The following is a 13,521-nucleotide window of genomic DNA, read 5'->3' as shown; positions in this document are numbered from 1 at the left end:
AAAACGACAAAGAATATGAAAACTGCATATATAGTACAAGGATATAGAACAGCTGTAGGTAAAGCTCCTAAAGGAGTATTCAGATTTAAAAGACCTGATGAACTTGCTGCTGAAACTATTGAATATTTAATGAGTAAACTACCTGAATTTGACAAGTCACGTATTGATGATGTTATGGTAGGTAACGCTATGCCTGAGGCTGAACAAGGATTAAACATGGGACGTCTAATCTCTCTTATGGGATTAAAAATAGATGATGTACCTGGAGTTACAGTAAATAGATACTGTGCATCTGGTATAGAAACTATTGGAATGGCTGTTGCTAAAATCCAAGCTGGTATGGCTGATTGTATTATCGCTGGAGGAGCAGAAAGTATGAGTTATATCCCTATGGGAGGATACAAACCAACTCCTGATTATGGTGTAGCAAAAGAAGGACACGAAGATTACTACTGGGGAATGGGATTAACAGCTGAAGCGGTAGCCCATCAATTTAAAGTTTCTCGTGAAGATCAAGATGAGTTTGCTTTTAACTCTCATATGAAAGCTTTAAAAGCACAAGCAGATGGAAAATTTGATGATCAAATTGTTCCAATCAACATTAATGAAGTATTCATTAACGAAAAAGGTAAAAAAGATAGCAAATCATATACAATCACTAAAGATGAAGGCCCTAGAGCAGGAACTTCTATTGAGGCTTTAGCAAAACTAAGACCTGTATTTGCTGCTGATGGATCTGTAACAGCAGGTAACTCTTCTCAAATGAGTGATGGTGCTGCATTCGTTATGGTGATGTCAGAAGAAATGGTTAAAGAATTAAACATTGAGCCTATCGCTCGTATGGTTAATTATGCTGCAGCTGGTGTAGAACCACGCATCATGGGTATTGGTCCAGTAAAAGCTATTCCAAAAGCTTTAAAACAAGCTGGGTTACAACTAAAAGATATAGACCTATTCGAATTAAATGAAGCTTTTGCCTCTCAGTCATTAGCTGTAATTAGAGAACTAGGTATCAACCCTGATATCGTCAATGTAAACGGTGGTGCTATTGCGTTAGGACACCCTCTAGGATGTACAGGTGCTAAACTATCAGTACAACTATTTGATGAAATGAAACGTCGTGGATCTAAATACGGAATGGTAACGATGTGTGTCGGTACAGGACAAGGTGCTGCAGGAATCTATGAACTATTATAAAAGCTATTAACCCAATAAACGAAATATATTATGAGTAAAGATATCACAAGAGGAGGACAATTTTTAATTAAAGAAACTAAATACCAAGACGTATTTACTCCTGAAGACTTCACAGAAGAACAAATCATGATGCGTGATTCTGTAAAAGAATTCATTGATAAAGAAATATGGCCAAACAAAGAAAAGTTTGAGAAAAAAGATTACGCTTTCACAGAAGCTTCTATGCGTAAAGCTGGAGAATTAGGATTATTAGGTGTTGCTGTACCAGAAGCTTATGGAGGATTAGAAATGGGGTTCATTTCTACAATGCTGGTATGTGATTATATTTCAGGAGCAACAGGTTCTTTCTCAACTGCCTTTGGTGCTCATACAGGAATTGGCACAATGCCAATTACATTATATGGTAACGAAGAACAAAAGAAAAAATACGTTCCAAAATTAGCTTCAGGAGAATGGTTTGGTGCTTACTGTTTAACAGAACCAGATGCTGGATCTGATGCTAACTCAGGTAAAACAAAAGCTGTCTTATCAGCTGATGGGAAACACTACTCTATCACAGGACAAAAAATGTGGATCTCTAATGCTGGTTTCTGTAATGTATTTATCGTATTTGCACGTATAGAAGATGATAAAAATATCACAGGATTTATCGTAGAAAACGATCCTAGCAATGGAATTACTTTAGGAGAAGAAGAACACAAATTAGGTATTAGAGCATCTTCTACTCGTCAGGTATTCTTCAGTGAAACAAAAGTTCCTGTGGAGAATATGCTTTCAGAAAGAGGAAATGGTTTCAAGATTGCAATGAATGCATTAAACGTAGGACGTATTAAATTAGCTGCTGCTTGTTTAGATTCTCAACGCCGTTTAATCACGCAATCAGTAAAATATGCTAATGAGCGTATCCAATTTAAAACACCAATTTCTACTTTTGGTGCTATTCGCACTAAACTAGCAGAGATGGCTACAAATGCTTATGTAGGTGAAGCTGCTTCATATAGAGCTGCTGCTTCTATTGAAGAAAGAATTAACCAACGTGTTGCTGAAGGAAATTCACATCAAGAGGCTGAATTAAAAGGAGTAGAAGAATTCGCTATTGAGTGTTCTATCCTTAAAGTAGCAGTGTCAGAAGATGTTCAATCATGTGCTGATGAAGGAATCCAAATCTTCGGAGGAATGGGATTCTCAGAAGACACACCTATGGAAAGTGCATGGAGAGATGCTCGTATATCTCGTATCTATGAAGGAACAAACGAGATTAACCGTATGCTAGCAGTTGGAATGTTAATCAAAAAAGCAATGAAAGGACATGTAGATTTATTAGGTCCTGCTATGAAAGTAGCTGATGAATTAATGAGTATACCAAGCTTTGATGTACCTGATTATTCTGAATTATTTGCAGAAGAGAAAGAAATGATCAGCAAACTGAAACAAGCTTTCTTAATGGTAGCTGGTAGTGCTGTTCAAAAATATGGTCCAGACCTAGATAAACACCAAGCATTATTAATGGCTGCTTCTGATATGATGATTGAAATTTATATGGCAGAAAGTGCTATCCTTAGAACTGAGAAATTAGCGAAGTTAAAAGGAGAAGAGAATATCAAAGAACAAATCGCTATGGCTCAATTATACTTATATCACGCTGTAGATATCATCGGAGCAAAAGGAAAAGAAGGTATCGCTTCTTTTGCTGAAGGTGATGAACAACGTGTAATGCTAATGGGACTACGCAGATTTACAAAATATGTAAACTTACCAAATGTAAATGCACTTAGAGAAACTATTGCAACGAAATTGGTAGAGTCAAACGAATATGTATTCTAGTACGAATACAAACGATTTGGTTTAGTTTGTTTGAAAAAAACCGCTACTTTTCTTATGAAAAGGGCGGTTTTTTATTTTATAACACAAATAAGAAACCTTTCTATCATCTTAAAAAAGAAACAATTCATAAATAAAAAACGAAAAATCAGCACTTTGCAAAAATTTGTTCAAAATATTTCATCTTTTGTTTCACTATAATCATCTAAAAAGTTTACTTTTGCACCATAATTTTTTTATACTTAAAAGATATTTACTGTGGAAAACGCAAATGCTTTAAAATTGATTAAAAAGATTCAATCAGATTTAATTTCTGATGGTCTTGTTGTAGAAAACATTGTAGCAGATTTACAAAAACTTAGAGAGTTTGCTCTACTTGAAGAAAAACCAGTGTTAGTTAAATCTATTCGTTTAGCTTATGAGCACATTCAAAACAACAAAGCTTTTTTAATTGCAATACCATCTGATGAGCCGATCGAAGAAGAAGGAGAAGAAGGGGCAACTGCAGTTGAGAAAGAATCTAAGAATGACTTAGAAAGTTTACAGTACTTATTATCTTTATACAAAGACATTAATAACAAACATAACTTAGAAGACTTAAAAGATTACAACAATCGTTTATTAGATTTCTAATTAAAATGTTAATCTAAATATAAAAGCCTATCAGAACTCCTGTTAGGCTTTTTTTGTTTCTATTTTAAAACTATATTAGCATACTTAAAACTTCTAATTTAATTAAGATGCTAAAGACATTTAAAATTGTTGCGCTGCTTGAAGGTTTATCTCTACTAGCACTTTTGTTTATCGCTATGCCCTTAAAATACTTTCTACACAAACCAGAAATGGTAAGTAAAGTCGGAATGGCACATGGAGTATTGTTTATACTATATATAGTAATGGCTACAGTACTTAAAAGTGATGAAAAATGGAGTATGAAAAAGTATGGCCTTATCTGTCTAGCTTCAATTGTTCCATTTGGTACTTTTATCATGGAAAAAAAACTTCTTGAAAGTAAAGCATAAAAAAATAAGTCTGTACAGACTTATTTTTTTTTATATATATCTACCGCATCAGTTATAATATCTAAATGATCAAAAGCTAACTGTGGTAAATCATCTATATTAAACCATTTCAATTCTTTAGCGTCATCAGCAGCTTCACCAATAACCCCCTCTCCTACTTCTGCCCAAAAAGCTACAGTCACCATGTGCGATCTTGGATCTCTAAAAGGTTTCCCATATGCTTTAATTTGAGTAAGTTGATTCAGGTCGATTGACGTTTCTTCACGTAATTCACGCTTTGCTGCAATCTCTAAATCTTCATTTTCGTCTACAAAACCACCAGGTAAAGCCCAATAATCACGAAACGGTTCATTTTTGCGCTTTATTAATAATATCTGTGAAATATTTAAATATTTTTTAAACAATACTACATCTACAGTAACGAATATCTTCGAAACATATCCCATATTATACAATTTTTATGAAACAAAAGTACTAAAACTATCCTTTTTTACAAAAAAACAACATTTTATCTTTCTATTACAAATCTTTGCCTTATATTTGCTCCATAAGCGATTAGTAAAAAAACTGATTATTTTAATCATGTTTAATGGAAATTAAAAAGACAACTATGAAAAAATTAACATTACCGTTATTGGCTTCTGTATTAGCTTTTGGTGCTGTTCATGCTCAAAGTCCTTACAACAAATGGTCTATTGACTTAAATGGAGGATTTGCTAAACCAGCTAGAGCAGGTCAATCTGCTGAAACATTCAAAAACTTACACTTAGATGGAGGTGTACGTTATAGCTTAAACAACAAATTTGGTATTAAAGCTTCTTTTGGCTATGATAAATTAGACAACTGGACTAATGATGCTGATTTAAACACTAACCACTACAGAACAAGCTTAGAAGGGGTTGTTAACGTTGGAAGACTTTTAAACTTCGAAACTTGGACTAAAGTATTAAACGTACAAGCTCACGCTGGGGGAGGTTACTCTTGGATGAACGGAGATGCATTCTCTGGAACAGACAATATGGGACACTTAATGGCTGGATTAACTGGTCAAATTAAAGTTCACCCACGTGTTGCATTAAACGCAGACTTTACAGTTATTCAAAACTTAGAGCAAAACAAAAACTGGAATGGTGTAGGTACAACTAACCGTTCTATCGCTCAAGGAACTATGTTTAACGCTTCTGTTGGAGTTTCTATCTATTTAGGTAAAAATGCTCAACACGCTGATTGGTATACTGAAGCAGAACAAGAAAATGCTTTATTAGCTGAATTAGATGGAAGAGTATCTAAAGTAGAAAGCATGTTAGTTGACTCTGATGGAGACGGTGTGCCAGATTACTTAGATCTAGAGCCTAATACACCAGCTGGTGCTTTAGTTGATTCTAGAGGTAGAAATATCGATAAAAACAACAACGGTATCGCTGATAACATCGAAGCTTTCATCGCTGAGAAATATGGTAACCAACCAGAGCAAGCTGTTGCAGGTAACGATTCTAACATGATTAAAGAATTAATCAACAAAGGATATGTTGCTGCTTATTTTGACTTTGATAAAACTCAACCAACAAACGTTGACGGAATCAATTTCATCGTTAACTACTTAAAAGCTAATCCAAATGCTTCTGTTGAAGTTATGGGTTATGCTGATGCAGTAGGAAACAAATCTTACAACAATAAGTTATCTGAAAGACGTGCTAACGCAGTTAAAGATATCTTAGTTAAATCTGGAGTTAGTGCTTCTAAAGTTTCTGCTAAAGGAAACGGAATCGATGACGCAGTGTCTAAAGATTCAGCTGCAGCTCGTAGAATTGCAAGAAAAGTTGTATTCAAAATTAACTAAATTTAGAATTCAATCTAATCATATTAAAGCGCAAGATTATTCTTGCGCTTTTTTTATTTTTAATAAGTAACTTTGTATACTTATTAAATCAACTATGAAATTCAAATTAAATTCAGAGTATAAACCAACAGGGGATCAACCTGAAGCAATAAAAAAACTTGCTCAGGGAATCAATGCAGATGAAAAATACCAAACATTAGTTGGAGTTACTGGTTCTGGAAAAACATTTACTGTTGCAAATGTTATTAACGAAGTAAACAGACCTACACTAATACTTGCTCACAACAAAACATTAGCAGCACAACTATACACAGAATTCAAAAGTTTTTTCCCTAATAACTCAGTAGAGTATTTTGTCTCATACTATGACTACTACCAACCTGAAGCATTCTTACCTGTTACAGGTACCTATATAGAAAAAGATCTATCTATCAATGAAGAACTAGAAAAAATGCGATTAAGCACTACTTCTGCCCTACTTTCAGGAAGAAGAGATATTATTGTAGTAGCATCTGTTTCTTGTTTATACGGTATAGGTAACCCTATTGAGTTCCAAAAAAACGTAATCACTCTTGAATTAGATCAACAAATAAGCAGAACAAAACTGTTACATAGATTAGTACAAAGTTTATATGCTAGAACTGAAGCCGAATTCACCCCAGGAACTTTTAGAATAAAAGGAGATACAGTAGAAGTATTCCCTAGTTATGCAGACAATCCATTTAGAATACATTTTTTTGGAGATGAAATTGAAGATATTGAAGTATTCAATCCCTCAACTTCTGCTGTAATAGAGAAATACACCAACCTTAATATTTATCCAGCTAATATGTTTGTAACATCGCCAGATGTACTACAAAAAGCTATATGGGAAATACAACAAGACCTTGTTAAACAAGTTGATTACTTCAAAGAAATAGGAAAACACTTAGAAGCTAAACGTCTAGAAGAACGTACTAACTTTGATTTAGAAATGATCAGAGAGCTCGGCTATTGTTCTGGTATTGAAAACTATTCAAGATACCTAGATGGCAGAGAACAAGGAACACGCCCATTCTGTTTACTAGATTATTTCCCAGATGATTATCTAATGGTTATCGATGAGAGTCACGTTACTGTATCACAAGTACATGCCATGTATGGAGGTGATAGATCTCGTAAAGAAAATCTAGTAGAATATGGATTCAGACTACCTGCCGCACTAGACAACAGACCTCTTAAATTCGAGGAATTTGAAGCAATGCAAAATCAAGTAGTATATGTTTCTGCAACCCCAGCTGATTATGAATTACAAAAATCAGAAGGTATTTATGTAGAGCAATTAATCCGTCCTACTGGATTACTTGACCCCATAATCGAAATTAGACCGACAGAAAATCAAATAGATAATTTAATCGAAGAAATCCATTCAAGAGTTGAAAAAGATGAAAGAGTATTAGTCACTACTCTAACCAAAAGAATGGCTGAAGAACTAGCTAAATATTTCACTCGTGTAGGAATAAGATGTAGATATATTCATTCAGATGTTGACACGTTAGAGCGTGTTGAAATTATGCAAGATTTACGAAAAGGATTATTTGATGTATTAATTGGAGTAAACTTATTAAGAGAAGGACTAGACTTACCCGAAGTTTCTCTAGTAGCTATTTTAGACGCTGATAAAGAAGGTTTTCTTAGAAGTCATAGATCACTTACACAAACTGTTGGAAGAGCCGCTAGAAACGTAAATGGAAAAGCAATTATGTATGCAGATAAAATTACAGATAGCATGCAAAAAACTATAGATGAAACAAACTATAGACGAGAAAAGCAGATGAATTTCAACAAGAAGCACAACATCACTCCTACTGCTATTAACAAAAAAATATCTAGTGAATTAGTCAAAGCTTCTTATGAAGACATCCAAAAAGAAACTATTCTTCAAGCAGCAGAAGAAACTCTTAAATACAAATCCAAAGCTGATATAGAAAAAATAATAAGAGAGAAGAGAAAAGAAATGGAAAAAGCTGCTAAAGACTTAGATTTTATCAATGCAGCTCGTTTAAGAGACGAAATAAAAGCTTTAAAAGATAAACTGTAGATAATTTAATTACCTTTGCAAAAATAGATAGAATGAATAATAACGACATATTAAAGAAACTGAGAGTTGCTTTACAATTACGCGACGATCAAATAGTAGAAATTTTAGAATTAGTTGATTTTAGAATTTCAAAAGGTGAAATTGGTAACTTTTTTAGAAATGCTGACCATCCTAAATACATAGAATGTGGAGATCAAATTCTAAGAAACTTTCTAAATGGTTTAGTAATTCACTTAAGAGGAACAAAAGAAGCCCCTAAGAATCCATTAGAAGTATTAGCTTCCAATAAGTCTGAAATAAAACCATTTAAACAACAGACAACGGACAAGAAAACTAAACCAGCGCCTAAAAAAGAAGGAAACTCAGGTAAAAACGTAGATTTCAAAAAGAAGACTACTTCTAATAAAAAGACTACTCCTAAATCACCATTAGCAGGAATCAAATTCAAAAATGGAAAAAAATAAAAATAAAGCTATTCTTTAAAAGAATAGCTTTATTTTTTTATCTCTCCTATAAAAACACATAATAAAAAAGGCCAGCTCAAATGAGCTAGCCTTTTTTATATTCTTTTATCTAAATTATGATAAAGCCACTTTTACTTGGTCTGCAGCTTCCTGGAAAGCAATAGCAGATAAAATAGGCATACCTGATTGATCGATAATTTCTTTTGCTAATTCAGCATTAGTTCCTTGTAAACGAACGATGATTGGCACTTTAATATCGTCACCCATGTTCTTGTATGCATCAACAACACCTTGAGCAACACGGTCACAACGAACGATACCTCCAAAGATGTTAATTAAAATAGCTTTTACGTTAGGATCTTTTAAGATAATACGGAAAGCGATTTCAACACGTTTAGCATCAGCAGTTCCTCCTACGTCTAAGAAGTTAGCAGGTTCGAAACCAGCATACTTAATTAAGTCCATAGTAGCCATTGCTAATCCAGCACCGTTAACCATACATCCTACAGTACCATCTAAATCCACATAGTTTAATCCTGCTTCTTTAGCTTCTACTTCGATAGGTCTTTCTTCAGTAACGTCTCTGTACTCAGCATAAGTTTTTTGTCTGTATAATGCATTATCATCTAAAGTCACTTTAGCATCAACAGCTAAAATTTTATCATCAGAAGTTTTTAATACAGGGTTAATCTCGAACATTGAAGAATCACTTCCAATGTATGCTCTATATAAAGCATCTACGAACTTAACCATTTCTTTGAAAGCATTTCCAGATAATCCTAAGTTAAAAGCAATTCTTCTAGCTTGGAATCCTTGTAATCCAACTGCTGGATCGATTTCTTCTTTGAAGATTAAGTGTGGAGTTTTCTCAGCAACTTCTTCGATATCCATACCTCCTTCAGTAGAATACATAATCATGTTACGTCCTTTAGCTCTATCAAGTAGTACAGACATGTAAAACTCGTTAGTTTCGCTTTCTCCAGGGTAGTAAACATCCTCTGCTACTAAAACACGGTTAACTCTTTTTCCTTCTGGTGGAGTTTGTGGAGTAATTAAATCCATACCGATAATCTTACCAGCGATTTCTTTTACTTCGTCTAAGTTTTTAGCCAACTTAACTCCTCCTCCTTTACCTCTTCCTCCTGCATGGATCTGAGCTTTAATTACATACCAACTTGTACCAGTTTCTTCTGTAAGTTGTTTTGCTTTTTCAACTGCTTCTTCTGCGTTGTTAGCTACTAATCCACGTTGTACTCTTACACCGTAGCTAGCTAATATTTCTTTACCTTGAAATTCATGTAAATTCATAGTGTGATACGTTTAGCTTTTAATATAAACAGTTACAAAAATAACAATTCAGTTTGAAAAACCCTAATTTAATTAAGCTTATATAGCTTGTAACTGTAAATTAACCTTGTTTATTAATTCGTTTTTATACTTATTTGATTCTTTTAGAAGATATCAGTATCTCCCTTACCTGCTCTTATAATTTCAGGTTCTTCTCCTGACAAGTCAATTACTGTTGATGCTTCATTATTTCCATACCCTCCATCAATAACAATATCAACTATATTTTGCCATTTTTCAAATATCAATTCTGGATCAGTAGTATACTCTAATATCTCATCTTCATCATAAATAGAAGTAGATACTATTGGGTTACCAAGTTTTCTAACAATTTCTCTTGCAATATTATTATCAGGCACACGAATCCCTACTGTTTTTTTCTTCTTAAACTCTTTAGGAAGTTCATTATTTCCAGGAAGAATAAAAGTATAAGGACCAGGTAATGCTTTCTTTAATATTTTAAATATAGAAGTATCTATCTGCTTCACATAGTTAGAAATATTACTTAGATCATAACAAACAAAAGAAAAGTTAGCCTTATCTAATTTTATTCCTTTAATCTTAGCAATTCTTTCTAATGCCTTAGAATTTGATATATCACATCCTAACCCATACACAGTATCAGTAGGGTAGATAACTAGACCTCCCTCTCTTAATACCTTAACCACTTTATCAATTTCCTTTTCATTAGGATTCTCTGGATAAATCTTTATAAACTGTGACATACTTATATTTTTTATACTCTATACAATTTACTATAAAACTTGAAGCTTAGCAAATCTTAACAGCAGTTTTTTTATTCCTCCAACATCAAATCGAATCTCCGCTTTCTTATCTGCACCAACACCTTCAAGATTAATAATAACCCCTTTACCAAAACGTTCATGCATAACTACCTGGCCTACTTCTAACAGTTGATTACCATTTGTAAGACTAGTAGTCTTAGTTGGTGAAGCATCTACAGGCTTTAATTTCCTTATATTCCTGTTCTCTTTTGGTTCTTCATTTTCGGTTACATAAGCAGGAGGAGTACCGGCAACAGGTTTTTTCAATCTCAACTTACTCTTATCTACATCACCAAAAATATCAGCATTAATAGTCGGTTTGTACCTATAATTTGTTTCTACTGGAGTTAAATACTCTAAATACTCGTCTTTAATTTCTTCTATAAATCGGGAAGGATCACTATCTACTAATTTCCCCCATCTATATCTTGATTGAGCATAAGTTAAGTAAGCCTGATGCTCTGCACGTGTTAAAGCAACATAGAACAATCTTCTTTCCTCCTCTAATTCACTTCTAGTATTCATACTCATTGCACTTGGGAACAAATCTTCTTCCATTCCTACACAGAATACAGTCGGGAATTCCAGTCCTTTCGCTAAGTGGATTGTCATCAAGGCCACCCTGTCATCATCACCCGTATCTTTATCTAAATCTGTAGCTAAAGCCACATCTTCCATAAACTCACTTAAAGCTCCTCTAGCACCATCTACCTCACGTTGACCTTCAATAAAGTCTTTAATACCATTCAGTAGTTCCTCAATATTCTCCATACGTGTAATACCCTCTGGAGTAGTATCCTTACGCATCTCTTGAACAAGCCCAGTTTTTTTAACAATATGTTCCGTCAATTGATAAGCATCCATTGTTTCTTCCAACGCTTGAAAAGCCTTAATCATATTGCTAAAATCACTCAATTTATTACGTGTACCGGCAGTAATTTTTAAGTCAATTTTATCAATATGCTCAACTACTTCAAATATAGAACGCTTATAGTGATTAGCAGCAATTGTTAATTTGTCCAAAGTAGTATTTCCTATACCTCTTGCTGGATAGTTAATTACACGTACTAATGCTTCCTCATCTTTAGGATTAATTACCAGTCTTAGGTAACTCAATACATCCTTAATCTCTTTCCTTTGATAAAACGATAAACCACCATAAATACGATAAGGTATATCTTTTTTACGCAAAGCATCCTCCATAGCACGAGACTGTGCATTCGTTCGATATAAAATAGCAAAATCACTGTTGTTCTTTTGATTTTGCATCTTTTCTTCAAAAATAGTAGAAGCTACAAAACGTCCTTCTTCTCCATCTGTTAATGATCTATGTACTTTTATCTTTGGTCCAAAGTCATTCGCGGTCCATACTACCTTTTCTAGCTTAACTTTATTATTATCAATAACTGAGTTAGCTGCTTCTACAATATTTCTTGACGAACGATAATTCTGCTCTAATCGATAAGTTTCTACCCCTTCATAATCTTTTTGGAAATTCAAAATATTATTAATATTCGCTCCTCTAAAGGCGTATATACTCTGAGCATCATCCCCAACTACACAAATATTCTGAAAACGATCTGATAATGCACGAACTATCAAATATTGTGAATGGTTAGTATCCTGATACTCATCCACTAATATATATTTGAATCTATTTTGATATTTAGAAAGTACATCAGGAAAACGAGTTAATAACTCATTTGTCTTTAACAATAAATCATCAAAATCCATTGCTCCTGACTTAAAACATCGTTCTACGTAATTATTATAAATCTCTCCTATACGAGGCCTTTTACTCATCGCATCAGCCTCTTGTAGTTCAGGATTATTAAAATATGCTTTTACAGTTACTAAACTATTTTTATAAGATGAAATTCTACTTAGTATTTCTTTTGGCTTATAAATATCTTTATCTAATTGCATCTCTTTTATAATCTGCCCTATAAGGCGTTGACTATCTTGAGAATCATAAATAGTAAAGTTACTAGGATACCCCAACTTATCTGCCTCTGCTCTAAGTATCTTAGCGAATACAGAGTGGAATGTTCCCATCCATAGATTCTTAGCCTCTGAATTCCCAACGATTTGAGCAATCCTTACTTTCATTTCACGAGCTGCCTTATTGGTAAACGTCAACGCTAGAATATTAAAAGCATCAACTCCTTGATGCATTAAATAAGCAATACGTAAAGTCAACACTCTCGTCTTCCCTGACCCTGCTCCAGCGATTACTATCATTGGTCCATCTTTCTGGAGTACAGGTGCTCTTTGAGCCTCATTTAACTGATCTATATAATTTTGCATATCTAATTTACTCGAAAAGGTCAAAATTACAATTACTATACCTTTATAACAAGTTTTTTGCGACCATAAAAATTATCACAGCAAACATAATATTCCCTATTTTTGCTTAAAAAGATCGCAATGAGCACAGAATTTGTTTTACAGCTATTAGCCTATACTCTACCTGCCTTAATTTCAGCAGCTTTAGCATATACATTCTTTAACCGTATTTTGAGAAATCAAACAAAAAAAGATTTAGTCCTATTAGAAAAACTCAAAACCCAAAATACAATAGACTTACAAGCTTTAAAACTACAAGCTTTTGAACGTTTTATTATACTAATTGAGCGTATAGATCTAAAAAAATTAGTTTTAAGAATTACACCTACTACAGAAGATAAAGTGCTATATCAAATCAATTTAATAAATCATATAGAACAAGAGTTTGACTATAACGTAGCTCAGCAAATCTATATTAGCGAAGAGCTTTGGCAAATTATAGTTCAATCAAAAAACAGTATTATAGAATTAATACACCAAATAGGCAATAATCCTAACATCATCGATGCTAGTCAACTTAGACAGACATTAATTGCAAAGAATATCATAATAGAAGAAAAGTTAGAAATTGCTAGAAAAGCAATAAAACTAGAAGTAAATACAATAACAGATAAATAAA

At 33.5% G+C, this 13,521-nt stretch carries 12 protein-coding genes; 8 read left to right on the top strand and 4 right to left on the bottom strand.

Annotated features, from left to right (window positions below):
- Positions 1-15 precede the first annotated feature (15 nt).
- The 4 genes from MODO_RS09865 to MODO_RS09850 all read left to right on the top strand — a co-directional run bounded on the left by MODO_RS09865 (position 16) and on the right by MODO_RS09850 (position 4,040).
- Positions 16-1,197: an acetyl-CoA C-acyltransferase gene (locus tag MODO_RS09865; RefSeq protein WP_006259153.1), complete on the top strand. Its 1,182-nt coding sequence runs from the start codon at positions 16-18 to the stop codon at positions 1,195-1,197.
- Between the two features lie 30 nt (positions 1,198-1,227).
- The gene (locus MODO_RS09860; RefSeq protein WP_006259154.1) at positions 1,228-3,021 is read left to right on the top strand and encodes an acyl-CoA dehydrogenase FadE; all 1,794 of its coding nucleotides are present in this window, start codon (positions 1,228-1,230) and stop codon (positions 3,019-3,021) included.
- 255 nt (positions 3,022-3,276) lie between these two features.
- A complete protein-coding gene (locus MODO_RS09855; protein WP_006259155.1) occupies positions 3,277-3,651 on the top strand; it encodes a hypothetical protein in 375 nt (124 codons plus the stop codon).
- 107 nt (positions 3,652-3,758) lie between these two features.
- Positions 3,759-4,040, top strand: a complete 282-nt coding sequence (locus MODO_RS09850) for a DUF3817 domain-containing protein (protein WP_006259156.1) — start codon at positions 3,759-3,761, stop codon at positions 4,038-4,040.
- Between the two features lie 20 nt (positions 4,041-4,060).
- On the opposite strand, the gene MODO_RS09845 is transcribed toward MODO_RS09850, so the two are convergent.
- Entirely contained in the window at positions 4,061-4,486 is a 426-nt protein-coding gene (locus MODO_RS09845; protein WP_006259157.1) for an NUDIX domain-containing protein, read from the bottom strand.
- Positions 4,487-4,650: 164 nt separating this feature from the next.
- Here MODO_RS09845 and MODO_RS09840 point away from each other — a divergent pair, with 164 nt between their 5' ends.
- From MODO_RS09840 to MODO_RS09830, 3 genes are all read left to right on the top strand, one after another.
- Positions 4,651-5,880 (top strand): OmpA family protein, encoded by a 1,230-nt coding sequence (locus MODO_RS09840; protein ID WP_006259158.1) that lies wholly within the window; start codon positions 4,651-4,653, stop codon positions 5,878-5,880.
- Between the two features lie 94 nt (positions 5,881-5,974).
- On the top strand, positions 5,975-7,960 hold the full coding sequence (gene uvrB / locus MODO_RS09835) for an excinuclease ABC subunit UvrB (RefSeq protein ID WP_006259159.1): 1,986 nt from the start codon (positions 5,975-5,977) through the stop codon (positions 7,958-7,960).
- 32 nt (positions 7,961-7,992) lie between these two features.
- Positions 7,993-8,424 carry a DUF1456 family protein gene (locus MODO_RS09830; RefSeq protein WP_006259160.1) on the top strand — a complete coding sequence of 144 codons (432 nt, stop codon included), beginning with the start codon at positions 7,993-7,995 and terminating at the stop codon, positions 8,422-8,424.
- 114 nt (positions 8,425-8,538) lie between these two features.
- Here MODO_RS09830 and sucC read toward each other — a convergent pair whose 3' ends face one another.
- From sucC to MODO_RS09815, 3 genes are all read right to left on the bottom strand, one after another.
- Positions 8,539-9,732, bottom strand: coding sequence for an ADP-forming succinate--CoA ligase subunit beta (gene sucC, locus MODO_RS09825; protein ID WP_006259161.1), 1,194 nt, complete (start codon positions 9,730-9,732; stop codon positions 8,539-8,541).
- Between the two features lie 143 nt (positions 9,733-9,875).
- A complete protein-coding gene (locus MODO_RS09820) occupies positions 9,876-10,496 on the bottom strand; it encodes an L-threonylcarbamoyladenylate synthase (RefSeq protein ID WP_006259162.1) in 621 nt (206 codons plus the stop codon).
- 30 nt (positions 10,497-10,526) lie between these two features.
- Positions 10,527-12,863 carry an ATP-dependent helicase gene (locus MODO_RS09815; RefSeq protein WP_006261007.1) on the bottom strand — a complete coding sequence of 779 codons (2,337 nt, stop codon included), beginning with the start codon at positions 12,861-12,863 and terminating at the stop codon, positions 10,527-10,529.
- Positions 12,864-12,983: 120 nt separating this feature from the next.
- Here MODO_RS09815 and MODO_RS09810 point away from each other — a divergent pair, with 120 nt between their 5' ends.
- On the top strand, positions 12,984-13,520 hold the full coding sequence (locus tag MODO_RS09810; RefSeq protein ID WP_006259164.1) for a DUF7935 family protein: 537 nt from the start codon (positions 12,984-12,986) through the stop codon (positions 13,518-13,520).
- Position 13,521: the final 1 nt, after the last annotated feature.

This window comes from Myroides odoratimimus, from assembly GCF_001485415.1.
Taxonomy (GTDB): Bacteria; Bacteroidota; Bacteroidia; order Flavobacteriales; family Flavobacteriaceae; genus Flavobacterium; species Flavobacterium odoratimimum.
The sequence above is the reverse complement of the archived record's forward strand: the minus strand, read 5'-3'. Positions and strand labels throughout refer to the sequence as shown.

Excerpts from the sequence above, each read along its gene's own strand:
- uvrB (WP_006259159.1), top strand. The coding sequence starts at position 5,975 with ATGAAATTCAAATTAAATTCAGAGTATAAACCAACAGGGGATCAACCT.
- MODO_RS09860 (WP_006259154.1), top strand. The coding sequence starts at position 1,228 with ATGAGTAAAGATATCACAAGAGGAGGACAATTTTTAATTAAAGAAACT.
- MODO_RS09815 (WP_006261007.1), bottom strand. The coding sequence starts at position 12,863 with ATGCAAAATTATATAGATCAGTTAAATGAGGCTCAAAGAGCACCTGTA.
- MODO_RS09830 (WP_006259160.1), top strand. The coding sequence starts at position 7,993 with ATGAATAATAACGACATATTAAAGAAACTGAGAGTTGCTTTACAATTA.
- MODO_RS09840 (WP_006259158.1), top strand. The coding sequence starts at position 4,651 with ATGAAAAAATTAACATTACCGTTATTGGCTTCTGTATTAGCTTTTGGT.
- MODO_RS09820 (WP_006259162.1), bottom strand. The coding sequence starts at position 10,496 with ATGTCACAGTTTATAAAGATTTATCCAGAGAATCCTAATGAAAAGGAA.
- MODO_RS09810 (WP_006259164.1), top strand. The coding sequence starts at position 12,984 with ATGAGCACAGAATTTGTTTTACAGCTATTAGCCTATACTCTACCTGCC.
- MODO_RS09865 (WP_006259153.1), top strand. The coding sequence starts at position 16 with ATGAAAACTGCATATATAGTACAAGGATATAGAACAGCTGTAGGTAAA.
- sucC (WP_006259161.1), bottom strand. The coding sequence starts at position 9,732 with ATGAATTTACATGAATTTCAAGGTAAAGAAATATTAGCTAGCTACGGT.
- MODO_RS09850 (WP_006259156.1), top strand. The coding sequence starts at position 3,759 with ATGCTAAAGACATTTAAAATTGTTGCGCTGCTTGAAGGTTTATCTCTA.
- MODO_RS09845 (WP_006259157.1), bottom strand. The coding sequence starts at position 4,486 with ATGGGATATGTTTCGAAGATATTCGTTACTGTAGATGTAGTATTGTTT.